At 69.6% G+C, this 22,728-nt stretch carries 23 protein-coding genes, 2 tRNA genes and 1 pseudogene; 16 read left to right on the forward strand and 10 right to left on the reverse strand.

Translation table 11 applies throughout. The features are described from left to right. Positions 1-2: 2 nt before the first annotated feature. From ABZS77_RS00890 to rpmH, 5 genes are all read right to left on the reverse strand, one after another. Complete coding sequence (locus ABZS77_RS00890; protein ID WP_354815122.1) at positions 3-632, reverse strand: R3H domain-containing nucleic acid-binding protein; 630 nt, start codon at positions 630-632, stop codon at positions 3-5. Between the two features lie 212 nt (positions 633-844). Beyond that, positions 845-1,831 (reverse strand): membrane protein insertase YidC, encoded by a 987-nt coding sequence (gene yidC, locus ABZS77_RS00895; protein ID WP_354817059.1) that lies wholly within the window; start codon positions 1,829-1,831, stop codon positions 845-847. Between the two features lie 2 nt (positions 1,832-1,833). Then, positions 1,834-2,121, reverse strand: a complete 288-nt coding sequence (yidD, locus tag ABZS77_RS00900) for a membrane protein insertion efficiency factor YidD (RefSeq protein ID WP_354815125.1) — start codon at positions 2,119-2,121, stop codon at positions 1,834-1,836. Beyond that, complete coding sequence (gene rnpA, locus ABZS77_RS00905) at positions 2,118-2,534, reverse strand: ribonuclease P protein component (protein WP_354815128.1); 417 nt, start codon at positions 2,532-2,534, stop codon at positions 2,118-2,120. Before rnpA ends, yidD begins: the two co-directional genes overlap by 4 nt. A 34-nt stretch (positions 2,535-2,568) precedes the next feature. Then, positions 2,569-2,706 carry a 50S ribosomal protein L34 gene (rpmH, locus tag ABZS77_RS00910; protein ID WP_007453904.1) on the reverse strand — a complete coding sequence of 46 codons (138 nt, stop codon included), beginning with the start codon at positions 2,704-2,706 and terminating at the stop codon, positions 2,569-2,571. 640 nt (positions 2,707-3,346) lie between these two features. Between rpmH and dnaA the strand changes: the two genes are divergently transcribed. The 6 genes from dnaA (at position 3,347) to ABZS77_RS00940 (ending at position 9,768) form a co-directional block, all read left to right on the forward strand. Beyond that, positions 3,347-5,167 carry a chromosomal replication initiator protein DnaA gene (gene dnaA, locus ABZS77_RS00915; protein ID WP_354815131.1) on the forward strand — a complete coding sequence of 607 codons (1,821 nt, stop codon included), beginning with the start codon at positions 3,347-3,349 and terminating at the stop codon, positions 5,165-5,167. Positions 5,168-5,470: 303 nt separating this feature from the next. Continuing rightward, positions 5,471-5,743 carry a hypothetical protein gene (locus tag ABZS77_RS00920; RefSeq protein ID WP_354815134.1) on the forward strand — a complete coding sequence of 91 codons (273 nt, stop codon included), beginning with the start codon at positions 5,471-5,473 and terminating at the stop codon, positions 5,741-5,743. A 212-nt stretch (positions 5,744-5,955) separates the two neighbouring features. Continuing rightward, the gene (dnaN, locus tag ABZS77_RS00925; RefSeq protein ID WP_354815137.1) at positions 5,956-7,089 is read left to right on the forward strand and encodes a DNA polymerase III subunit beta; all 1,134 of its coding nucleotides are present in this window, start codon (positions 5,956-5,958) and stop codon (positions 7,087-7,089) included. Positions 7,090-7,129: 40 nt separating this feature from the next. Continuing rightward, positions 7,130-8,002 (forward strand): phosphogluconate dehydrogenase (NAD(+)-dependent, decarboxylating), encoded by an 873-nt coding sequence (gene gnd, locus ABZS77_RS00930; RefSeq protein ID WP_354815140.1) that lies wholly within the window; start codon positions 7,130-7,132, stop codon positions 8,000-8,002. A gap of 16 nt (positions 8,003-8,018) precedes the next feature. After that, positions 8,019-9,152 carry a DNA replication/repair protein RecF gene (gene recF / locus ABZS77_RS00935; RefSeq protein WP_354815143.1) on the forward strand — a complete coding sequence of 378 codons (1,134 nt, stop codon included), beginning with the start codon at positions 8,019-8,021 and terminating at the stop codon, positions 9,150-9,152. Then, positions 9,142-9,768 carry a DciA family protein gene (locus ABZS77_RS00940; RefSeq protein WP_354815145.1) on the forward strand — a complete coding sequence of 209 codons (627 nt, stop codon included), beginning with the start codon at positions 9,142-9,144 and terminating at the stop codon, positions 9,766-9,768. Before recF ends, ABZS77_RS00940 begins: the two co-directional genes overlap by 11 nt. An 8-nt stretch (positions 9,769-9,776) precedes the next feature. Here the strand turns inward: ABZS77_RS00940 and ABZS77_RS00945 are convergent, their stop codons facing one another. Continuing rightward, positions 9,777-9,992: a hypothetical protein gene (locus ABZS77_RS00945; RefSeq protein WP_354815148.1), complete on the reverse strand. Its 216-nt coding sequence runs from the start codon at positions 9,990-9,992 to the stop codon at positions 9,777-9,779. 96 nt (positions 9,993-10,088) lie between these two features. Between ABZS77_RS00945 and ABZS77_RS00950 the strand changes: the two genes are divergently transcribed. After that, complete coding sequence (locus ABZS77_RS00950; protein WP_354815151.1) at positions 10,089-10,580, forward strand: MarR family transcriptional regulator; 492 nt, start codon at positions 10,089-10,091, stop codon at positions 10,578-10,580. Positions 10,581-10,603: 23 nt separating this feature from the next. Here ABZS77_RS00950 and ABZS77_RS00955 read toward each other — a convergent pair whose 3' ends face one another. Further along, entirely contained in the window at positions 10,604-11,158 is a 555-nt protein-coding gene (locus ABZS77_RS00955; RefSeq protein WP_354815154.1) for a hypothetical protein, read from the reverse strand. Between the two features lie 521 nt (positions 11,159-11,679). Here ABZS77_RS00955 and gyrB point away from each other — a divergent pair. The 6 genes from gyrB (at position 11,680) to ABZS77_RS00985 (ending at position 17,691) form a co-directional block, all read left to right on the forward strand. Then, positions 11,680-13,626, forward strand: a complete 1,947-nt coding sequence (gene gyrB / locus ABZS77_RS00960) for a DNA topoisomerase (ATP-hydrolyzing) subunit B (RefSeq protein ID WP_354815157.1) — start codon at positions 11,680-11,682, stop codon at positions 13,624-13,626. Between the two features lie 130 nt (positions 13,627-13,756). Beyond that, on the forward strand, positions 13,757-16,279 hold the full coding sequence (gene gyrA / locus ABZS77_RS00965) for a DNA gyrase subunit A (RefSeq protein WP_354815160.1): 2,523 nt from the start codon (positions 13,757-13,759) through the stop codon (positions 16,277-16,279). A gap of 4 nt (positions 16,280-16,283) precedes the next feature. Then, positions 16,284-17,180, forward strand: a complete 897-nt coding sequence (locus ABZS77_RS00970; RefSeq protein WP_354815163.1) for a DUF3566 domain-containing protein — start codon at positions 16,284-16,286, stop codon at positions 17,178-17,180. 150 nt (positions 17,181-17,330) lie between these two features. Continuing rightward, positions 17,331-17,404 (forward strand) — tRNA-Ile (locus ABZS77_RS00975). 42 nt (positions 17,405-17,446) lie between these two features. Beyond that, positions 17,447-17,575 carry a DLW-39 family protein gene (locus tag ABZS77_RS00980; RefSeq protein ID WP_354815166.1) on the forward strand — a complete coding sequence of 43 codons (129 nt, stop codon included), beginning with the start codon at positions 17,447-17,449 and terminating at the stop codon, positions 17,573-17,575. 40 nt (positions 17,576-17,615) lie between these two features. Then, positions 17,616-17,691 (forward strand) — tRNA-Ala (locus tag ABZS77_RS00985). A gap of 178 nt (positions 17,692-17,869) precedes the next feature. Here ABZS77_RS00985 and ABZS77_RS00990 read toward each other — a convergent pair. After that, a pseudogene (locus ABZS77_RS00990) lies at positions 17,870-18,436 on the reverse strand (site-specific integrase); the annotation flags it as partial. 470 nt (positions 18,437-18,906) lie between these two features. On the opposite strand from ABZS77_RS00990, the gene ABZS77_RS00995 reads away from it, so the two are divergent. Then, positions 18,907-19,410 carry a hypothetical protein gene (locus ABZS77_RS00995; protein WP_354815169.1) on the forward strand — a complete coding sequence of 168 codons (504 nt, stop codon included), beginning with the start codon at positions 18,907-18,909 and terminating at the stop codon, positions 19,408-19,410. Between the two features lie 119 nt (positions 19,411-19,529). Here the strand turns inward: ABZS77_RS00995 and ABZS77_RS01000 are convergent, their stop codons facing one another. Beyond that, a complete protein-coding gene (locus ABZS77_RS01000; RefSeq protein WP_354815172.1) occupies positions 19,530-20,033 on the reverse strand; it encodes a hypothetical protein in 504 nt (167 codons plus the stop codon). A gap of 1,267 nt (positions 20,034-21,300) precedes the next feature. Here ABZS77_RS01000 and ABZS77_RS01005 point away from each other — a divergent pair. Further along, positions 21,301-21,861 carry a peroxidase-related enzyme gene (locus ABZS77_RS01005; protein WP_354815175.1) on the forward strand — a complete coding sequence of 187 codons (561 nt, stop codon included), beginning with the start codon at positions 21,301-21,303 and terminating at the stop codon, positions 21,859-21,861. 6 nt (positions 21,862-21,867) lie between these two features. On the opposite strand, the gene ABZS77_RS01010 is transcribed toward ABZS77_RS01005, so the two are convergent. Then, positions 21,868-22,329 (reverse strand): hypothetical protein, encoded by a 462-nt coding sequence (locus tag ABZS77_RS01010; protein WP_354815178.1) that lies wholly within the window; start codon positions 22,327-22,329, stop codon positions 21,868-21,870. A 97-nt stretch (positions 22,330-22,426) separates the two neighbouring features. On the opposite strand from ABZS77_RS01010, the gene ABZS77_RS01015 reads away from it, so the two are divergent. Continuing rightward, positions 22,427-22,720: a hypothetical protein gene (locus tag ABZS77_RS01015; RefSeq protein ID WP_354815181.1), complete on the forward strand. Its 294-nt coding sequence runs from the start codon at positions 22,427-22,429 to the stop codon at positions 22,718-22,720. Positions 22,721-22,728: the final 8 nt, after the last annotated feature.

The following is a 22,728-nucleotide window of genomic DNA, read 5'->3' on the forward strand; positions in this document are numbered from 1 at the left end:
GGTCAGTCCGCCGGCCGTACGACGATGCGCCGGTTCGGCTCGACGCCCTCGGACTCGCTCTCCACGCCGGACATGGCGTTGACGACGTCGTGCACGCACTTGCGCTCGAACGCGGACATCGGCTCCAGCCGTACCGCCTCGCCGTGCTCCTTGACCTTCTCGACGGCGTTCTTGGCGACCGCGGCGAGTTCCTTACGCCGGTTCGCCCGGTAGCCGCCGACGTCGAGCAGCAGGCGGCTCGGGGTGCCGGTCTGCCGGAAGACGGCGAGCCGGGTCAGCTCCTGGAGCGCCTCCAGGGTGGCGCCGCGCTGGCCAACCAGGTTCTGCAGGCGCGCGCCGACGACCTCGACCACCGGGCGGCCGCCGGCCACCAGCTCGTCGATGTCGCCGTCGTAGTCGAGGATGTCGAGAAGCCCTTCGACGTAGTCGGCGGCGATCTCGCTCTGCCGGAACAGGTCGCCCTCGCCCGTGGCCTTCTTCGCGCGGCCGCCGGCGCTGGCAGTGGTGTCGTCCGACTCGACGTCGGTGTCGTCCTCGGACTCGTCGTCGGTGTCGTCGTCGTTCACCGCGAGCGGTGCGGTCTCCTCCTCGTCCAGGGACTGCTCGGCGCGGGGGATGCTGGTCTCGGTCACGGTCTCATCTCCGTACTCGCTCGGCCGGACCGTCGGGTCCGACTGGTTTCCCGGGGCCGGCTGGAGGTCGCCGGTGCCCACGGGCACGTCTGTACGGGCAGTGTCGCCCGTGGCCGCGCGGTGCGCGGTCGGTTCCGTCCGGCGCCTGCCGTACGGCGGCTGCGCGGTGCGGAACGGGCCGCCGTCGGTTGCCCGACGGCGGCCCGGACGAGTCAGCCCTGCCGCTTGGCGGGACGGCTCTTCTTCGGGTTGGTGGGCTTGGCGCCCGGCTTGGGCCCTGCCACCTTGGGCGCGGTCGCCTTGACCGGCGCCGGCGGGGCGGCCTTGCCACGTCCGAACAGACCGGCGGACTTGGCGGGCTGCACCGGGTTGCGGCTGGCGGCCGGAGCGGTGGTCTTCTTGGCGGTCACCGGCGGCGGGAACTTGCGCAGCACCCACTGCTGCTGGCCGAGGGTGAAGAGGTTGTTGGTGACCCAGTAGATGATCACGCCGATCGGGAAGATCGCGCCGGAGATCAGCAGCGACGCGGGGATGCCGTAGAGCATCAGTCGCTGGATCATCCGCTGCTGCGGGTCCTCCGCCCAGCCGGTCTTGAGGATCATCTGGCGGCTGGTCAGGTAGGTGGTACCGATCATGATGAGGACCAGGACACCGGCAATGATCTTGACGGTGGTGCCGTTGGCGCCGAGGCTGGCCAACTCGTCGGCCGTGGAGCCGAACTTGCCGGCGATCGGGGCGGTGAAGAGCTTCGCCTGCGAGGCGCTCTGGAACTGGTCGACGGTCCAGCCGTACAGCGTCTTGTTCTGCTTGTCCGGGTCGAGCCGGCGCAGCACGTGGAAGAGACCGAGGAAGACCGGGATCTGGAGGAACATCGGAAGGCAGCCCATCAACGGGTTGGCCTTTTCCTTCCGGTAGAGCTCCATCATCTCTTTCTGGAGCGTCTCCCGGTCACCCTTGTGCTTCTCCTGGAGCTCCTTGACCTTGGGCTGGAGCGCCTGCATCGCCCGCTGCGACTTGATCTGCTTGACGAAGACCGGGAACAGGATCACCCGGACGGTGACCACCAGGAACACGATGGACAGGATCCAGGCGAAGTTGGTGCCGATCACCGCGCCGACCGGCACCCCGATGGCGTCCCACGCCGAGTGCCAGGTCAGCAGGATCCACGAAATCGCGTAGTAGATCCAGTCGAGACTCAGACTCAATTCGGGGCTCCAGTCACATCAGCACGGCGGCGGCCGCCCGGCTCCGGCACCGGGTCATGTCCACCAGGGTGAAAGGGGTGGCAGCGCAGCAACCGCCGCACCGCCAGGGCGGCTCCCCGGAGCGCGCCGTGACGGGCGACGGCCTCCTGGGCGTACGCACTGCACGACGGGTAGAACCGACAGCGGGCCGGCAGTGCCGGACTTATCCACCGACGGTACGCGATGATGGGCGCGATCAGCACCCTGGCCGCACCGGTTGTCGCCGTGCCCGGATCACCGCTCATCGCGACCGTCGCTCTCGGGGTGAGCGCGCGACCGTGATCGCGGCGTCCAGGTCGGCGGCGAGCCGGGGGTACGACGCCTCGGCCGCCGCGGGCAACGCCCGTACGACGAGGGTGCTGCCGCCGGGAAGTGCGGCCAGCCGCTCCCTGACCAACGCCCGTAGCCGGCGTCGTACCCGGTTGCGGACCACGGCGTTGCCGACGGCCTTGGACACGACGAAGCCGGCGCGGGTCGGCGCGGAGGGCTGCTCCGCGCCGGTGTCCCGCGCCGGCTCCGGCGAGGTCACTGCGTGGGGGTCGGTGGTCACGGGCACGGTCAGATGGACCACGACGGCACCTCGTCCGGCGCGTCGGCCACCGCGAACCGCTGCGGCGAAGTCAGTGCTGCGCCGCAGTCGCTGTGCGGCGGCCAGCACGACTGCCCACGTTCCCCGGACCGGCCCGGTCGGCTCAGGCCGACAGGGTGGTGCGACCCTTGGCCCGGCGGCTCGAGAGGATGGCACGGCCGGCACGGGTGCGCATGCGCAGCCGGAAGCCGTGGGTCTTCGCGCGCCGGCGGTTGTTCGGCTGGTAGGTGCGCTTGCTCACGTCAGGCTCTCCGTTTTCGTACGCGCCCCGCGCGACGGGATCGCCGGGGTCGTGGGGTGGTCCAGGCCACCTCGACGGTGGCCACCGATCGGTGCTGCCCGGTGGAGCGGGACCTCGGCGATGCGGGGACGCGACCGCGGACAGCAAGCACCCATCACCCTAGCAGAGGGCGAGAGAGCAGCCGCTCCAGCCTACGCAGGGGTGCAATGACCGTCAAACACCTCGCGGCGCTGGCCGGCGGGGCACGGACGACGGGACTCGCCCGGGGACGAAGGGGCGCTTTTCGCTGATGCCGACAGGCGGCCTCCGCGCCGCCGGTTGATGGCGCAGGGACAACGCTGTTACCGTGCCCGATTGCGGTGAGCGTCTTCAAGCTCCGGTCGCTCAGGCAAGACCGGACACGGTAGTGAATCGTTCGGCACGGTGAACCCGCTTCAGCGCCCGTTCAGGCAGGGGGCAGGTCCCACCCACGTCCGACGGGCGGCCGCCATCGGTCTGCACACAGGTTGTGGATAACCTGTGGACGACCACCGGTCGACCGTCCGGGTGGGTGATGTTCCACCCGCGAACGCGGCGGGCCCGGGACGGCCGGCTGGCAGACAGCGGCGGTCGGGAGCAGAGGCGAGGGGGTGGCACGACGGTGGCCGGTACGACCGACCTTGCCGCGGTGTGGTTGGCGGCGACCGACGAGCTCGCCGACGAGATCATCTCAGCCCAGCAGCGCGCGTACCTCCGGCTGACCCGGCTACGGGCGATCGTCGAGGACACCGCGCTGCTCTCCGTCCCGGACGCGTTCACACGGGACGTGATCGAGTCGCGGCTGCGTCCGGCCATCACCGAGGCCCTCACCCGGCGGCTGGGCCGACCGATCCAGGTGGCGGTCACCGTTCGGGTGGCCGAGGACGCCTCGGGCCGGCCGGCCGGCACCGTCTACCGCAGCACCCCGGAGTCGGGGGACGGCGAGGGGCAGCCCGCCGGGCCGCTCGACTACGAGCACCCGGGTCGACCGTCGGACCCGGTCATCCCGGACCAGCAGCGCGCCGCGTACGCCCCGGACTCCGGTCCGCCGCCGGCGCCCGCCGGTCCGCCTCCCGCGCCGGCGGTCGACGGACACCGGTCGGGGCTGATCCCGGCCAGCCGGGACGGCCAGGAGGCGCTGTTCAGCGCGTCGTTCGTGGAGCCGATGCGGTCACCGCGGGCCGGTCCGGAGCGGCGCGGCTACGACGAGCAGGCCGCCCGACTGGACCCGCCCGGCCCGGAGACCCGGCCGTACGAGCCCCGCTACCGCGAGGAGGCGGCGTCGCCACGGGATCAGCACGTGATCCGCGCGCTGCCCCGGGACAGCGGTACGGACAGCGGCCCGGGGCGCAGCGGCGTCGACCATCGGGCGGGCGGCCGCGACGACCGTCGGCTGCCGGGCGCCGACACCGGCGGCAACCGCCTCAACCCGAAGTACATGTTCGAGACGTTCGTCATCGGCTCGTCCAACCGGTTCGCGCACGCGGCGAGCGTCGCGGTGGCCGAGTCGCCGGCGAAGGCGTACAACCCGCTGTTCATCTACGGCAGCTCGGGGCTGGGAAAGACGCACCTGCTGCACGCGATCGGGCACTACGCCACGACGCTCGGCAACGCCCGGTCGGTGCGGTACGTCTCGACCGAGGAGTTCACCAACGACTTCATCAACTCGCTGCGGGACGACAAGACCAGCGCGTTCCAGCGGCGCTACCGCGACGTCGACATCCTCCTGATCGACGACATCCAGTTCCTGGAGAACCGCGAGCGCACGCAGGAGGAGTTCTTCCACACCTTCAACACCCTGCACAACGCCAACAAGCAGATCGTGATCACCTCGGACCGGTCGCCGAAGCAGTTGGCGACGCTGGAGGACCGGCTGCGGACCCGCTTCGAGTGGGGTCTGCTCGCCGACATCCAGCCGCCGGACCTGGAGACGCGGATCGCGATCCTGCAGAAGAAGGCGGCGCAGGAGCGGCTCTACGCCCCGCCGGACGTGCTGGAGTTCATCGCGTCGCGGGTGTCGAACTCGATCCGGGAGCTGGAGGGCGCGCTGATCCGGGTGACCGCGTTCGCCAGCCTGACCCGGTCGACGGTCGAGCTGTCGCTGGCCGAGGAGGTCCTTCGGGACTTCATCCCGGACGGCGCCGGCCCGGAGATCACGGCGGACCAGATCATGGTCTCCACGGCGGACTACTTCGGGGTGAGCCTGGAGGACCTGCGGGGTCAGTCGCGTTCCCGGGTGCTGGTCAACGCCCGCCAGGTGGCCATGTACCTGTGTCGGGAGCTGACCGAGCTGTCGCTGCCACGGATCGGCCAGGCGTTCGGCGGCCGGGACCACACGACGGTCATGCACGCGGACCGAAAGATCCGGCAGCAGATGGCGGAGCGGCGCTCGCTCTACAACCAGATCGCCGAGCTGACCAACCGGATCAAACAGAACACCTGAGGGGTACGCCCGCCGCCTCGGCGGCTTCATCGCTTCGGGACACGCCCGGCCGGATCTCCGGCCGGGCGTTCTTTTTCGTCCGTTCGGCGGTCGTTCGCTTGACCCTCGACATGGTGCAGACCACAGCATCGAGGCCGTGACCGCTTCGACTGCCACTCGTTGTCCACAACTCGTTGTCCACCGGCGGTGGATAACTACGGTCCGCACTTCGCCGGTTACCCACAGGCTGTGGAGAAACCCTGTGTACGACGCTGTGGACGCCTGGGGACAACCACCGCGTTGTCCACCGATGATCATGGGCCTGTGTACGAGCTGTTGAAGGTTCTGGGGATGACGGTCATGGTGATCTTCTCGGCGATCCACAGGCTTGGGGAGAAAGTCGGTGGATTACCGGTGGACAACCGGTGGACAACGGTGGACAACCGGCCGTCCACGCCGGGCTGTGGACACAGAAGCGGGTTGTGCCCCCGGTTCTCCACAGCTAAATCACCTGTAGATAACCTGTCTGAGCTGCGCGAACGCGGGTTCTCCACAGTTTGCACAGGTGCGATGAAGACGATGGGTTATCTCTTCTAAGAGAACAAAAACCAATCATCACCGTTGGGCTTTCTGTGGATCGTGCCGAACGCTGCTCGAAGCAGACGTCAGCACCGACACGATCCACGGGGTCGGGCGCACAGCCGATGCCCCCGCGCCCTAAGGTGCGATGGGTACCCGCACGGTCGGGCGGGACGGTAGGCAGCGGTCGGCATGAGAGAGTTGTCGCTGACGTCGACGCGGAGGCATTGATGAAGTTCCGAGTGGAGCGCGACGCGCTCGCCGAGGCCGTGGCGTGGACCGCGAAGAGCCTGCCGAACCGGCCATCCGTACCGGTGCTCGCCGGGGTGATGCTCCGCGTCACCGACGGCAACCTGCGGGTCTCCGGGTTCGACTACGAGGTCTCCAGCCAGGTCACCGTCGAGGTGCAGGGTGACGCCGACGGCGCCGCGCTGGTCTCCGGTCGCCTGCTCGCCGAGATCACCAAGGCGCTGCCCGCCAAGCCGGTGGACATCGCCGCGGTCGGCGCGCACCTGGAGCTGGTCTGCGGCAGCGCCCGGTTCACCCTGCCCACCATGCCTGTGGAGGACTACCCGGCGCTGCCCGAGATGCCGCAGAGCGCCGGCACGGTGGACGCCGCCGCGTTCGCCACGGCGGTCGCCCAGGTGGCAATCGCCGCCGGGCGTGACGAGACGCTGCCGATGATGACCGGCGTCCGCGTCGAGCTGTCCGGCGACACGCTGTCGATGCTGGCGACCGACCGCTACCGACTGGCGCTGCGCGAGATCCAGTGGCGGCCGGACGACCCCGAGGTGAGCATCAACGCCCTGGTGCCGGCCCGCACCCTGAACGACACCGCCAAGGCGCTCGGGCCGCTTGGCGGCGAGGTCACCCTCGCGCTCGCACAGGGTGCCGCAGGCGAGGGCATGGTCGGCCTGGCTGGTGGCACCCGGCGTACCACCAGCCGGCTGCTCGACGGCGCGAACTACCCGCCGGTGCGCTCGCTCTTCCCGGCGACCCACAACGCCGAGGCCCGGGTGCCGGTCAGCACCCTGATCGAGGTGGTCAAGCGGGTCGCGCTGGTCGCCGAGCGGGCCACGCCGGTGCTGCTGAGCTTCAGCGCCGACGGCCTGGTCGTCGAGGCCGGCGGTTCCGAGGAGGCGCGGGCCAGCGAGGCGATGGAGGCGACCTTCACTGGTGACCCGCTGACCATCGGCTTCAACCCGCAGTACCTCATCGACGGCCTGGCCAACCTCGGCGCGCAGACCGCCATGCTCTCGTTCGTCGACGCCTTCAAGCCCGCCGTGATCTCACCCGCCGGCGAGGATGGCGAGGTCATTCCCGGGTACCGGTACCTCATCATGCCGATCCGCGTGTCCCGCTGATCGCGCCCAGCAACACCCAGATCCACGGAGGTAGAAACACATGCAGCTCGGCCTGGTAGGGCTCGGCCGGATGGGCGGCAACATGCGTGAGCGGTTGCGGGCGGCCGGTCACGAGGTGGTCGGCTTCGACCACAACGCGCAGCTGAGCGACGCGGCGAGCCTCGCGGACCTGGCGACCAAGCTCGAGTCCCCGCGCGCGGTGTGGGTCATGGTGCCGGCCGGCGTCACCGACTCCACCATCGACGAGCTCGCCGCGGTGCTCGGCGAGGGCGACATCATCATCGACGGCGGCAACTCGCGGTTCAGCGACGACGCTCCCCGCGCCGAGCGGCTCCACGAGCGCGGCATCGGCTACCTCGACGTCGGCGTCTCCGGCGGGGTCTGGGGGCGGCAGAACGGCTACGGGCTGATGGTCGGCGGTGCCCAGGAGCACGTCGACCGGCTCATGCCGATCTTCAACGCGCTCAAGCCGGAGGGCGAGTTCGGTTTCGTGCACGCCGGGCCGGTCGGCGCCGGGCACTACTCGAAGATGGTGCACAACGGCATCGAGTACGGCCTGATGCACGCGTACGCCGAGGGCTACGAGCTGCTCACCGCCTCCGAGCTGGTGACGAACGTGCCGGGCGTCTTCAAGTCCTGGCGCGAGGGCACCGTCGTGCGCTCCTGGCTGCTCGACCTGCTGGACCGTGCCCTCGACGAGGACCCGGAGCTGGCCGAGCTGAGCGGCTACACCGAGGACACCGGCGAGGGCCGGTGGACGGTCGACGAGGCGGTCCGGCTGGCCGTGCCGCTGAACGTCATCACCGCCTCGCTGTTCGCCCGGTTCGCCTCCCGGCAGGACGACTCGCCCGCCATGAAGGCCGTCGCCGCGCTGCGTCAGCAGTTCGGTGGCCACGCCGTCCACAAGCGCTGAGCGGTATCCACACCCTGTGTACGTCCACCGGCTGGAACTTGTCGACTTCCGCTCGTACGAGCGGGTGGCCGTCGACCTCCAGCCGGGGGCGAACGTCCTGATCGGCGCGAACGGCGTCGGCAAGACGAACCTCGTCGAGGCGCTCGGGTACGTGGCGACCCTGGACTCGCACCGGGTCGCCACGGACGCGCCGCTGGTCCGGATGGGCGCCACCTCGGCGGTGATCCGGTGCGCGGTGGTGCACGACGGCCGGGAGCTGCTGGTCGAGCTGGAGATCGTGCCCGGCAAGGCCAACCGGGCCCGGCTGGGCCGCTCTCCGGCACGACGGGCCCGGGACGTGCTCGGGGCGCTGCGGCTGGTGCTCTTCGCCCCGGAGGACCTGGAGCTGGTCCGGGGAGACCCGGCGGAGCGTCGCCGCTACCTCGACGACCTCCTGGTCAACCGCCAGCCCCGGTACGCGGGTGTGCGGGCGGACTACGAGCGGGTGGTCAAGCAGCGCAACGCTCTGCTGCGCACCGCGTACCTGGCCCGCAAGACGGGTGGCTCGCGCGGTGGCGACCTCGGGACGCTCGCCGTCTGGGACACCCACCTGGCCCAGCACGGTGCGGAGCTGCTCGCCGGCCGGTTGGAGCTGGTCGCCGCGCTCACTCCGCACGTCGCCAAGGCGTACGACGCGGTGGCCGCCGGGCGGGGCGCGGCGGGTATCGCCTACCGCCCCTCGATCGAGCTGGCCGAGCCGACCACCGACCGGGCGGCGCTGGCCGAGGCGCTGACGGCGGCGCTGGCCGCGTCCCGTTCGGCCGAGATCGAACGGGGCACCACCCTGGTCGGCCCGCACCGCGACGAGTTGGCGCTGACCCTCGGTCCGCTGCCCGCCAAGGGGTACGCCAGCCACGGTGAGTCCTGGTCGTTCGCGCTCGCGCTGCGGCTGGCCGGGTACGACCTGCTGCGCGCCGACGGGATCGAGCCGGTGCTGGTGCTCGACGACGTCTTCGCCGAACTGGACACCGGGCGGCGGGAGCGGCTGGCGGAGCTGGTCGGTGGGGCGAGTCAGCTGCTCGTGACGTGCGCGGTGGACGACGACGTGCCGGCGGCCCTGCGCGGCACGCGCTACCAGGTCGGCGAGGGGACGGTCCGCCGTGTCGAATGAACCACGTGCCAACCGGGGCGACGCCGGGCGGACCGGCGACGCCCCCACGACGGGTGCGCCGGGAGCGGCCGGTGCCGACGGCGGGGCGCAGCCGGGGGCCGCGAACGGGCCGGAGCTGGCCAGGGCGGTCCTCGACGCGGCGCTGTCCCGCCGGCAGGCGGCGGCCCGCGCGCGGCGTACCCCGGGCGGTAGTGCCGGTGGCGACGGGGCCGGTGGCTCCGGGCGGCGGCTGCGTGGCTATTCCGGTCCGGGCCCCGACCCGCGCGACCCGCAGCCGCTCGGCGCGGTGTTGAACCGGCTGGTGAAGGCGCGCGGCTGGCAGCAGCCGGCGGCCGAGGCCACGGTGTTCGGGGCGTGGGAGCGGGTGGTGGGCGCGGAGGTGGCCCAGCACAGCCGGCCGGTGAAGTTGGAGAACGGCGAGCTGACCGTGGAGGCCCGCTCGACCGCCTGGGCGACGCAGCTGCGGTTGCTGGCCGGGTCGCTGCTCAAGCAGATCGCCAGCGAGGTCGGCCACAACGTGGTGCGCAAACTGCACATTCACGGCCCGGCCGCGCCGTCGTGGCAGAAGGGGCCGCGTCGGGTGCGGGGCCGTGGGCCGCGGGACACCTACGGCTGAGCGGCCGGTCAGCTCCGGCGCTCGGCGCGCCGGCGTTCGCGCTGTTCCCGGCTGTAGCGCTTGCGCTCGGCCAGGTCGCGCTTCCATGCCTCGCGGGCCTCGGCCGAGCCGCCCTGGACCGCGCCCTGTACGCCTTCGGCCGGGCCGGCGAGGTACCGGTACGCCCACCGCAGGAACCGGCCGCCCTCGCCAGCCGACTTCTTCGCCGCGCCGCCCTCGCTCATCTGCCCTCCACGCCGCCACCACCGGTTGGTTGGTACCCCAACAGTTGGTGTACCAATGATCGGTACGATAGCGATCATGCGGCAGGAGGGCAACAGATGAGCGAGGCACCGGCCGGCGCCGACCCGCTGGCACTGGAACAGCAGGTCTGCTTCGCCCTCTCGGTGGCGGCGCGCAGCGTCGTGGCCGTCTACCGGCCGCTGCTGGAGCCGATGGGCCTGACCCACCCGCAGTACCTGGTCATGCTGGCGCTCTGGCAGCACGCGCCGCTGTCCGGACGCGACCTCAGCCGCCTCCTGCAACTCGACCCGGGCACCCTGTCACCGCTGCTCAAGCGCCTCGAAGCGGCCGGCTACCTACGGCGCGAGCGCGACGCCGCCGACGAGCGCAGCCTGGCGGTGACCCTCACCGCCAGCGGCACGGCACTGCGGAAGCAGGCCGAACGCATCCCTGCCGCGATCGTCGAACGGCTCGGGCTGCCGATCGAGGACCTGCACCAGCTGCACGCCGTCCTCACCCAGGTGATCGCCGCGGCCAACCGTCCCGCCGGTGACCACGCCACCCCGCAGGCCGGTCCGGCGTCCGCCTGACCGGTCTGTGGCCGCCTGACCGGTCAGGCGTCCGCGTAGATCGCGAAGCCGCGCTCGGCGCAGCGCCGGTAGAAGGCGGCCAGCACACCCAACTCGGCGCAGGTGAAGTTCCACTGCGGCGGGTCGCCGCTCTCGTCGCGCAACGCGTCGAGTCGACTCTCCAGCCACCGCAGCTGCTGTTCGGCCAACCGGCCGTCGCCGAGCAGTGCGCGCAGCACGACGCTCACCGACTCGAAGGTGACGGCATCGCCGTACGTGCGGTGGCTGGTCACGAAACGCTCGATCCCGCCGGCGATCCAGGCGCAGCCGTCCGGGTCGATGACCGGGTCCTCGTCCTCAGCGGCGGCATCTGTGGCGTACAACACACCTTCGAGGCCGAGTAGGAGATCCACCAACTCGGTGTAGGCGGTCGCGCGGACCGTCCCGGTCTTCGCGATCAGCTCGGCCAGCGCCGCCGTCGGCGCCGAGATTCGGGGTACGTCGACGATCTCGCCGAAGTCGACGAACTCGGCCGGCGCGACCGGATCGTAGAAGCGGCCGGTCCGCGGCCAGTGCACCGCGACGTTGTCCAGCCCCATCTGTCACCTCTTAAAGAGCACGTGTCGGGTCGATCGGGTCGATCGTCCCGGTTCCGGCCGGTAAAGATCAAGGGCGGTTCCGGGGCGCCGCAAACGTACGGCACGGGCGGGCCGGCCGCGACCCCCGACCCGCCCGGCGCGGGTCAACGCGTCCGGGGGCGGCGCGTGCGATCGGAGCCTGGCGTGTGGGGGGAGTCGCGGGCAGCGGGGTTCTGCCGGCTATGGACATCTCAGCCGCCTCGTTGAGGGTGCCGAGTGGCGGTTCTGTCCTCCGCGCACAGTAGGATTGACGGTGAGACGAAGACCCGGTGCGGAGCGAGCGACGGGGCCGGTGGCCCCAGGTTCATTCTCCACCTCGGGTCGAGCCGATCGCGATCCGCGGGCAACCGCGGCGACCGGCGCGTTCGACCCGCTGTCCGGAGGTCTCCGGCACCGGTCCGCGCGCCGACGTCGCGTCCTGTCCGCCGAACCCGCGCCCGACGCGCCCTACCGGCGTGGACGACGCGAGAAAGTGGCCGAGGGTGGCAGCGCAGGACAAGCAGGAGTACGGCGCAGAGTCGATCACCGTTCTCGAGGGGCTGGAGGCGGTCCGCAAGCGGCCCGGTATGTACATCGGGTCCACCGGTGAGCGTGGTCTGCACCACCTCGTCTGGGAGGTCGTCGACAACGCGGTGGACGAGGCGCTGGCCGGTTACTGCGACACCATCGACGTGGTGCTGCTCGCCGACGGCGGCGTCCGGGTCACCGACAACGGCCGTGGTTTCCCCGTCGACCTGCACCCGAAGCTCAAGAAGCCGGGTGTCGAGGTCGCGCTGACCATCCTGCACGCGGGTGGCAAGTTCGACGGCAAGGCGTACGCGGTCTCCGGCGGTCTGCACGGCGTCGGCGTCTCCGTGGTGAACGCGCTCTCCACCAAGATGTTCGTCGAGATCCACAAGTCCGGCGCCGTGTGGCGGCAGCACTACACCAACTCCAAGCCGAGCCCGCTGGAGAAGGGCGAGGCCACCGACCGCACCGGCTCGGCGGTCTCCTTCTGGCCCGACCCCGACGTGTTCGAGACCGTCGACTTCGACTTCCAGACCATCTACCGGCGCCTCCAGGAGATGGCCTTCCTCAACCGCGCCCTGCGCATCCACCTGCTCGACGAGCGGGTGGCCGAGGAGGAGGACGGCCGGCAGCGCGAGGTCACCTTCTACTACGAGGGTGGCATCGCCGACTTCGTCCGGCACCTCAACGCCTCGAAGAGCCCGATCCACAAGACGGTGGTCGAGTTCGAGGCCGAGGAGGAGGGCATGTCGCTCGAGATCGCCATGCAGTGGAACGAGTCGTACGGCGAGTCGGTCTACACCTTCGCCAACACGATCAACACCCACGAGGGCGGCACCCACGAGGAGGGCTTCCGGTCCGCGCTGACGAGCGTGGTCAACCGGTACGGCACCGACAAGAAGCTGCTCAAGGGCGACGAGAAGCTCTCCGGCGAGGACATCCGCGAAGGGCTCGCGGCGATCATCTCGGTCAAGCTGGCCAACCCGCAGTTCGAGGGCCAGACCAAGACCAAGCTGGGTAACACCCCGGTGAAGAGCTTCGTGCAGCGGGTCTGCAACGACCGGCTGGTCGACTGGTTCGACCGTAACCCGGCCGAGGCCAAGATGATCATCACGAAGGCGTCCCAGGCGGCCCGCGCCCGGATCGCCGCGCAGCAGGCGCGCAAGCTGGCCCGGCGCAAGTCGCTGCTGGAGTCCGGCTCGATGCCGGGCAAGCTGGCCGACTGCCAGTCGACCGACCCCCGCGAGTCCGAGGTGTTCATCGTCGAGGGTGACTCGGCGGGTGGCTCGGCCAAGCAGGGCCGCGACCCACGGACCCAGGCGATCCTGCCGATCCGCGGCAAGATCCTCAACGTGGAGAAGGCCCGGATCGACCGGGTGCTGAAGAACAACGAGGTCCAGGCGCTGATCACGGCGCTGGGCACCGGCATCCACGACGACTTCGACATGGAGAAGCTGCGGTACCACAAGGTGGTGCTGATGGCCGACGCGGACGTCGACGGCCAGCACATCCAGACGCTGCTGCTCACCCTGCTGTTCCGCTTCATGCGTCCGCTTGTCGAGATGGGGCACGTCTACCTGGCCGCCCCGCCGCTCTACAAGATCAAGTGGAACAAGAAGGGCGACGACGCGCAGTACGCCTACTCCGACCGCGAGCGGGACGGGCTCATCGCGCTGCGCCAGCAGAAGAAGCCGAACGCCAAGCCGGACGACATCCAGCGCTTCAAGGGCCTCGGCGAGATGAACTATCCCGAGTTGTGGGAGACCACGATGAACCCGGCGACGCGTACCCTGCGTCAGGTCACGCTCGACGACGCGGCGACCGCCGACGAGTTGTTCAGTGTGCTGATGGGTGAGGACGTCGAGGCGCGCCGTTCGTTCATCCAGCGCAATGCCAAGGACGTCCGGTTCCTGGACATCTGACGGACTGCGCCGGATCGGCCGGGCAGTGCCCGGCCGATCCGGCGGTCCACAGAGTTATCCACAGCTTGGCCGGTATCCACAGCAGTTATCCACAGCACGAAAACGACTCTGAGTCTGATAAGGGTATACAGTGACCGATTCTCCCGAGTCCACACCGAACGAGCCCGAGGTCCCCGCCGAGGCCATCGCCGCGGTGGTCGCGCACGACCGGATCGAACCGGTCGGGCTCGAGGTGGAGATGCAGCGCTCCTACCTCGACTACGCGATGAGCGTCATCGTCGGTCGCGCGCTGCCGGACGTCCGGGACGGCCTCAAGCCGGTCCACCGCAAGATCCTCTACGCGATGTTCGACTCGGGCTACCGTCCGGACCGCGGCTACGTGAAGTGCTCCCGCGTCGTCGGCGACGTGATGGGTCAGTTCCACCCGCACGGCGACTCGGCGATCTACGACGCGCTGGTCCGGATGGCGCAGCCCTGGTCGCTGCGCTACCCGCTGGTCGACGGCAACGGCAACTTCGGCTCACCGGGTAACGACCCGGCCGCCGCCATGCGATACACCGAGTGCAAGCTCGACCCCCTCGCCATGGAGATGCTGCGGGACATCGACGAGGACACCGTCGACCTGCAGGACAACTACGACGGCCGGGCCAAGGAGCCCACCATCCTGCCGTCGCGGATCCCCAACCTGCTGGTGAACGGCTCCGAGGGCATCGCGGTCGGCATGGCCACCAAGATCCCGCCGCACAACCTGCGGGAGATCGGCGCGGCGGTGCAGTGGTGCCTGGAGCACCCGGAGGAGGACGAGGAGACCACCCTCGAAGCCCTGCTCGGCATCGTCAAGGGCCCGGACTTCCCGACCCACGGCCTGATCGTCGGCACAACCGCGATCCAGGACGCGTACCGCACGGGTCGTGGCTCGATCCGCATGCGCGCCGTGGTGGAGGTCGAGGAGGACAAGCGGGGCCGTCCCTGCCTGGTCGTCAGCGAGCTGCCCTACCAGGTCAACCCGGACAACCTCGCCGAGCGGATCGCCGAGCTGATCAAGGAGGGCAAGCTCGCCGGTATCGCCGACATCCGCGACGAGTCCTCCGGCCGTACCGGCATGCGGATCGTGCTGGTGCTCAAGCGCGACGCGGTCGCCAAGGTCGTGCTGAACAACCTCTACAAGCACACCCAGCTCCAGGAGACCTTCGGCGCCAACATGCTGGCCCTGGTCGACGGCGTGCCGCGCACGCTCAACCTGGCGCAGTTCATCCGCTACTACGTCGAGCACCAGATCGACGTGATCCGCCGGCGGACCGCGTTCCGGCTGCGCAAGGCCGAGGAGCGGGCGCACATCCTGCGCGGCCTCGCCAAGGCGTTGGACGCCCTCGACGAGGTGATCGCCCTGATCCGGCGCTCGCCCACCGTCGACGAAGCGCGGCAGGGCCTGATCCGGCTGCTGGAGATCGACGAGATCCAGGCGACCGCGATCCTGGACATGCAGCTGCGCCGGCTCGCCGCGTTGGAGCGGCAGCGGATCGTCGACGACCTGGCCAAGCTGGAAATCGAGATCGCCGACCTCAAGGACATCCTCGCCAAGCCGGAGCGGCAGCGCCGGATCGTCTCGGAGGAGCTGGGCGAGATCGTCACCAAGTGGGGCGACGAGCGGCGTACGCAGATCATCCCGTTCGACGGCGAGGTCTCGATGGAGGACCTCATCGCCCGCGAGGACGTGGTCGTCACGATCACCCGAACGGGGTACGCCAAGCGGACCAAGGTCGATCTCTACCGCTCGCAGCGTCGCGGCGGTAAGGGTGTCAGCGGCGCCACGCTGCGGCAGGACGACATCGTCAGCCACTTCTTCGTCTGCTCGACCCACGACTGGATCCTGTTCTTCACGAACAAGGGCCGTGTCTACCGGGCCAAGGCGTACGAGCTGCCGGAGGCCAGTAGGGTAGCCAAGGGCCAACATGTGGCCAATCTGCTCGCCTTCCTACCCGACGAGCAGATCGCGCAGATCATCGAAATTCCGAACTACCAGGTAGCCCCCTATCTGGTACTGGCCACGAAGAACGGCCTGGTGAAGAAGACGCGGCTCGAGGAGTTCGACTCCAACCGTTCCGGCGGCATCATCGCGATCAACCTTCGCGATGAGGACGAGCTGGTCGGTGCTGCGCTGGTTGCGCCGGAGAACGACCTGCTGCTGGTCTCCAAGAAGGCGCAGGCGATCCGGTTCAACGCCTCCGACGAGGCGTTGCGGCCGATGGGCCGGGCCACCTCGGGCGTGATCGGTATGCGTTTCACGGACGACGACGTCCTGCTCGCCATGGAGGTCGTGCGGGACGGTCTGGACGTTCTGGTGGCCACGAACGGGGGATACGCGAAGCGGACCCCGATCGAGGAATACCCGGTGCAGGGCCGGGGAGGTAAGGGCGTGTTGACTGCGAAGATCACCGAACGGCGCGGTGGTCTGGTCGGCGCGGTGGTGATCGACCCGGACGACGAGCTGTTCGCGATCACCAGCAACGGTGGTGTCATCCGGACTCCGGTGAAGCCTGTACGCCGTACGCGTGACCGGAACACAATGGGGGTCAAGCTGATGGACCTCCCGGACGGCGTGACTATCGTGGCGATTGCTCGCAATGCCGACGAGCCTGACGAACAGGACTAGTTGAATGACGGAGACACAGGCGAAGTCGGGGAACACGGGGACCTCGGCCAACCCGGTCGACGAGGAGGCCGCCAAGGGCGGCACACCAGCGACCGGCCGCGCGGCCGTGGGCCGGGCAACGGTCCCCGCCGACGCGCCTGCCCCGAAATTCACCCGGGCTCCCGGTATGACACCTCCGCCGGAGCCCGGCGAGGACAGCGGGTCCGGCGACAACGGCGAGACGGCTGGTGCCGAGGCGCCGACGTCCGCCGCCACGCCCCCGGCAGCGGCGACGCCGCCGGCCCGCCCGACGACCACACAGCCGATCCCCACCAGGCCGGGGCAGGCGACATCCGCCGGGTCCACCGGCACCCAGCCGCGAATCACCCCGGGCATGACCCAGCCGGATCCGGGTCGTACCGGCGGCGGTGGCCGGCCGGCCAGCGGCGGTGGGCTGCCCCCGGGCATCGGTAACCCGTCGGCCGTCGGGGCGGCCCGGGTCGGCGACGCGGTACGCGCCGCGCGTACCTCGGTCAGTTCCGCCGCGTCCCGCGGGCCGCGCCGGGCCCGGCTGAACCTCAAGCGGATCGACCCCTGGTCCGTGATGAAGTTCGCGTTCGCCGTGTCGGTGGTGCTGTTCATCGTCGTGGTGGTGGCCACGTCGGTGCTCTACCTGGCGCTGGACGCCATGGGCGTGTTCCAGAGCGTCAACGACAGCCTGAGTGACCTGGTCAACGCCGGCGGTGGGCAGAGCACCAGCGGCTTCCAGATCACCGCCAAGGGCGTGATCCTCAGCTCGGCGCTGATCGGCCTGGTCAACGTGGTGCTGTTCACCGCGCTGGCCACGCTGGGAGCGTTCGTCTACAACGTCTGCGCCGACCTGGTCGGCGGGATCGAGCTGACGCTCGCCGAGCGGGACTGAGTGACCGGGACGCCGGGGCACCGCGTAAAGCGGTCGCTCCGGCGTCCCGTACTCGGGTAGGTTTTGCAGGCGACGACGACCCGGCTCGCGGGCGCGGACCCCGATTTGGGTCCGACCGAGCGGATGGGTTAATCTTGCTCGTCGCAACGCGGGGCTATAGCTCAGTCGGTTAGAGCGCAGAGCTGATAACTCTGAGGTCGATGGTTCGATTCCATCTAGCCCCACCGCACGTCGTCCGACGGTAGTCGAGCGCGAGGGGTCGCCCCATGTTCAAGAAGCTGCTGATTCTGGCCGGCGTCGTCGGCGTGGCTGCCGTCGTCTACAACAAGGTCAAGGCGTCGAACGACGAGCGCGCCCTGTGGCACGAGGCGACCACCTCCCCCGACCTTCGCTGAGGTTCAGCGCGAACGGTTGGCGGCATCGCAGCCGCCCCACGGGGCCCTAGCTCAACTGGCAGAGCACTGCCTTTGCAAGGCAGGGGTTAGGGGTTCGAGTCCCCTGGGCTCCACCAGCACTTTCCCCGGTTGATCTCGGTCCGAGTACAGCCATCCGTACAGCCAAGCCGGTCGCGCCGTCCCCTCCTGGCCCAGAATCCGGTCAATGGCCGAGGCAGCCTGACGAGCCCGCGCCGGCAGAACGTGGCCGTAGGTGTCGGCCGTCATCCGGATCGTGGAGTGCCCGAGCAGCTCCATAACGGTCCGCAGCTCCTCCCCCTGGTCGAGCAGGAACGTGGCGAATGCGTGCCGCAGGTCGTGCAGGTGCAGCCAGTCCAGCCCGGCCGCCGCGCGGAGCTGCTCGAAGCGCCGGTTAACGTTCCGCGGTTCCATCGCCGTGCCGGTCGTGCTGGCGAAGACCAGGCCCAGATCCGACCACACCTCCCCGGCCGCAAGCCGTTCCTTAGCCTGGCGCACCCGCTGTGCCTCCAACGCCCGGACGGCCAGAGCCGACAGCGGCAGCGGACGGGCCGACCGGTGCGTCTTCGGTGGCACGAACACCAACCCGTGATCCGTTCGCTGGAGCGTCTGCCGAACGAACAGCGCCCTTCCCGGCAGGTCGACATCCGACCACCGCAGGCCCAGCAGTTCAGCCCGCCGCAGCCCGGTCGCCAGCGCTAGGACGAACAGCGACTCCAACCGGTCCCCGGTCAACACCGACAGCAGCGTTTTGGCTTCCTCGGGGGTCAGAGCGCGCCGCTCGGTTCTGCCGAGGGCCGGAGGCTTGGCTGCCTTGGCGACGTTACGCGGGACCAAGTCCATCCGCTCTGCGTCGGCCAGGGCGACGCGCAGCACCGCGTGCACCTTGATGATGCTGGCTGGCGCGAGCTTGCCCCGCAGCCCGGTAAGGAACCGCTGCACATCGCGAGGCGTCAGCCGATCAAGGCGGCCCGCAAGCGGGCCGCGCCGGCCCGGCCCCGGCCTGCTGGCGACCTCCGGCCGGCATCGGCCGGGCCGGCCGGCCACGCTGACGGACGACCAGAACCTAGAAGACCTCGGGGCTCCGCCCGGAACCCCGACCCTCCTCAGAGATGCCGGGGCGGATCACCTCGCCGGGCACCACAAGGGCTACCAGCCTCCCCGGACGGGGCCAAGGTCGTTCGTCCGGTAGGGCGCTCCACCTTGTCCCCGTCCGGGGAGGCTGGACGGTCTGGCGACTGCCCGACGAGGAGATCCGCGAAGCGTGAGCCCCAGCGTGTGACACCCCCGGCGCTGACCAAGACAATGGCCGGATGCGCGATCTCCGGTGGGACGACGTCAGAGAGTGGTTCGACCCGTACGAAAACGGCAGCCTGCCCGACGTCATCGTGCCTGGCATGACTCTGCCCGACTGGGAGATCCTGCTCCGGCTGATTCGGTCCCAGGGTTGGCGGTGTGAATACGACTTCCCGGAGCAGAGGCTTCCGCCGCCTGCGTCAGCAGCCGATCTGTTCACCGCCGACCCCGAAGGTTGGCTGCGGACCCTGCATGTCTGGCCCGCCCCTGACATGGAGTGGGTCGTTCGGCCCTCAAGCCCGGATGAGATTGACAGCGACGTCAGCCTGCACGAGATCCAGGGGCAGGAACGTCTGGACCTCTTCTGCGGATTCCTGCGGACACTTGGCAAGACCCTCGACAAGCGTGTCCTCGTATACGCCGAAGGCGATCACAACTACCCGCCCATGATGGCGTACGAGTTGGCCGACGACCGAGTGGTGTTCCTCGCCCACCACTCCGGGCCATCGACGGGCCAGTAACCGTGGCGGGTAGCGGTCACGAGCGGGCACGAGCGGTCAGTAGCTCCACCGCTGGCCGCAGGCGTTTCGGGCATCTCAGCCCGTTGATCGCGCTCTTCCAAACCGAGGGTGCAACCTCGCTATGCCTCGTGCCATGGTGGCTCGCGCCAAGGCTCGACTGCTGAGCCAGTTGCGAGGGTGAGGACGAAGTCCGGCACAGCGCGCTGCTCGTCGTCCGGGTCTTCAAGCTGGACGATCTCACATCGGTACATCCCGTTGCGCAGTTCGAAGACTAGGTCCTGGAGGTGGGGCTCAGGCAGGTGCACATCGTTGAACTGCGCGGCCATCGTCAACGACTCGTAATTCGTCAGGTGGAGCTGCCCGGCCGTCACCTGAATCGACCCGATCGTTTGCCGAAACCCCGCTGGTGGCGCGAGTCCGTCGACTACCACGTCCACAGTCCAAAGGTCTTCCCGTCCCGTGCCCCACAGCAGCAGGGAGCGCTCCGCCATTGCGGCACGGAAGTGAGCCAACAGCGTGTCGTACGTCCAGTCGGCACCGACGAACCCCTGGTACGCGTGGTGGTCGACCAGAGCAAGAAAGCCTGAGTCGTCGGTCGCCTCGAACCTGCGGCGTACGTGCATGTGATCCCCCGGTCGCCTAATCCCGGGCATGGTCCCGAAGTGCCGGGCTCTGGGTCAAGCAGGGGGTCTTGGCTGTACAGCCATCCGTACAGCCAAGCCGGCCGACGGAGACGGCCCGCGGTCGACGCGAGACGACACGGCGAGCAGGTCAACGGCGGTCACTGACGCCGGCCGACAGCAGTCTTGATCTTTGCAAGGCAGGGGTTAGGGGTTCGAGTCCCCTGGGCTCCACCAGCACTTTCCTTGGTTGATTGTCGGTCCGGAGTACGGCCAGGGATCACGCCGTTCCCTGCCGATCGCCATATCGAAGATTGGCGATCGTGCCACCACGCTGAGCGCGGTCGTCGCGGCTGGCACTGAACAAGAGGCCCACGAGATCGGACTGGTCGGCCTCGGACGTTGGGCGCAGCGGATCGGCCTCAGCACGCACAATCCGACAGTGGTGGCGCTGTTTGCCAGAGGCCACGGATAACCGGCCGGCCGCACTTGCTACGTCTCGTGAGGACCTTCGAGGTGCGACCTGTCATCGAGGTCGACCACCATGTCCCCCAGAAAGCGGGCCCCGCAGCTGTCGCAGAAGGCTCGCTCCGCTGCGCCGTCAACCACCAGTTGGCCGTCCGTACCCGGGGAGCCGAGGTACCACTGGCCGCGCAGCTTGACCATCAGCTTCGGCCACCGTGGCTCGCAGGAACACACGGTGTTCTCAGGCTCGTGCGCCCATTCGAACGGAGGCGGCGTGCCTGGTTCGATGATGAAGTTGCCCGGGTAGGTCGCGGAGCACTCGGCGCACCTGGCTGACAGCTCCAAGATCCTGGTCATTGGACTGCCGTGCTCGGATGGTTGGCACGGCATGACGTGACCGTTCATCTCCGTAACGAGAGCCGGCCACTGGGGCCGACAGCGGCACGCGGACTTCTTCGCCCTGAACAGCTTGATCACGCACGCTCCCGGACACTGACGTTGAGGCGAGGAGCCTAGCGGGCGGTCAGAGGTTCGGGGCTCCGCCCCGAACCCGGCCTTTCCTCGGAGGTCGGCAAGACGGGCCAGCGGGATCTTTTCGGTCAGGCAGCACAAGGGGCTATGCGAGAACCCCCTGCCGCGCTGGTGCGTGGCGGGCCGCGTCGGTCGTGAATGGCACGAAAGGACGTGCAGGTCAGCCGTGTGGGGGCAATCCGGAGTGTTGACGAGATCGATGGACGTGGCTCAGGGTGAACGGCAGTCCATCTCACGAGGCCCGACTTGTCGGCGGGTCGACGAAGGAGTGCGTATGCCACACATCGCCCTCAACACCAACGAACCTGGGATTCGCGGTCTGTTCCGGTTCCGGCCGGAGACGGCGTTGCCGCTCAACGGGCTGGTCGAGGCGCTGCTCTGTGGTCCGGGTACGTTGACCCGGGGTGAGCGTGAACTCATCGCCGCCTATGTGTCGGGCCTCAACGAATGCCGGTACTGCTACTCCGCCCACGCGGCGTACGCGGCGGCGCAGCTTCCTGAGGGCATGACCCTGGTCGAGCAGGTGCACGACGATGTCGACGGCGCGCCCCTGTCGGCGAAGATGCGTGCGTTGCTCGACGTAGCCGGCGCGGTTCAGCGCGGTGGCAGGGAGGTCACCGAGGAACTGGTGGCCGCCGCCCGGGCCGAGGGTGCCACCGATGTCGAGATCCACGACACGGTGCTGATCGCGGCGGCGTTCTGCATGTTCAACAGGTATGTCGACGGGTTGGCCACGGCGCTGCCGGACGACCCGGACTTCTACACCGACCGCGCGAAGCGGATCGCCGCACACGGCTATCTGGGCGTACTGGAGCAGGAGGTCATTCGCCGGTAACGGCTGTCAGCGGCGGCGGCGGCGTCGCCAGCGGTCCAGTCGTCCGAGGCGCGGACCGGCCCAGAGCCAGAAGATCGACATGGCGAACCCTCCGGCGCCCATCGCGATGATCGCCCACCTGGGTATCTCGCCGTTGACCGGTGCTGGCGCGCACCCGGTCGCGGTGTAGTCGACGGTCAGCTCGTGGCTCAGCGGTGGGAGGCGTCGGTCGTGGAAGGCGCGCGAGCCGATGGCGCAGATGGTGGGGCCGTCGGCCGTGTCGACGCGTACCAGCACGTAGGCGTCCTGGGCGCGGTGGGCCGGCTCCGTGGCGATCACCGTCGCCGTCGTCAGCAGGCCGGCCGGCGGGGGTGGCTCGCGGTCGTCGGTGGCCCCCGCCAGCACCATCAGGGCGGACGGCAGCAGCAACGACAGTGGAAGGGCCGGCGAGGTCTTCGGACGGGCTCCGCCGGCCGATCGGGGCGACATGCCGCAAGGTTAGATGTCGAGATCAAATGACCGGTACATCCGCTGCCGTCGCCCCCCTCGGTCGCTGCCGGCGGTGGCGGTTCGTCATGCTCATCCGGTGGATGAGACCCGCGCACCGGTCACGCTGCACGTCTACTGCCGGATCGACCTCGTGGTCACCGATCCGGCGGCCGTCACCGCCCACGCAGTGGGCGAGCTGCGCTCGGCCGACATCGACTGGTCCACCGAGGACGACGACGTCGAGACGGCGACCGCCGAGTTGCGCACCGACCTCCACCTGTCGTTGGCGAGCGTGCTGGACCTCAGCCGGATCGCCGACGGCGTGCCGGGCGTGGAGTTTCGCGGCGGTCGCTGCCGGGCGGAGTCGGGTCCACCCCGTGACGACGTGTGAGGAGTTCC

Origin of the sequence: Micromonospora sp. NPDC005298, assembly GCF_040607375.1 — a bacterium.
GTDB lineage: Bacteria > Actinomycetota > Actinomycetes > Mycobacteriales > Micromonosporaceae > Micromonospora.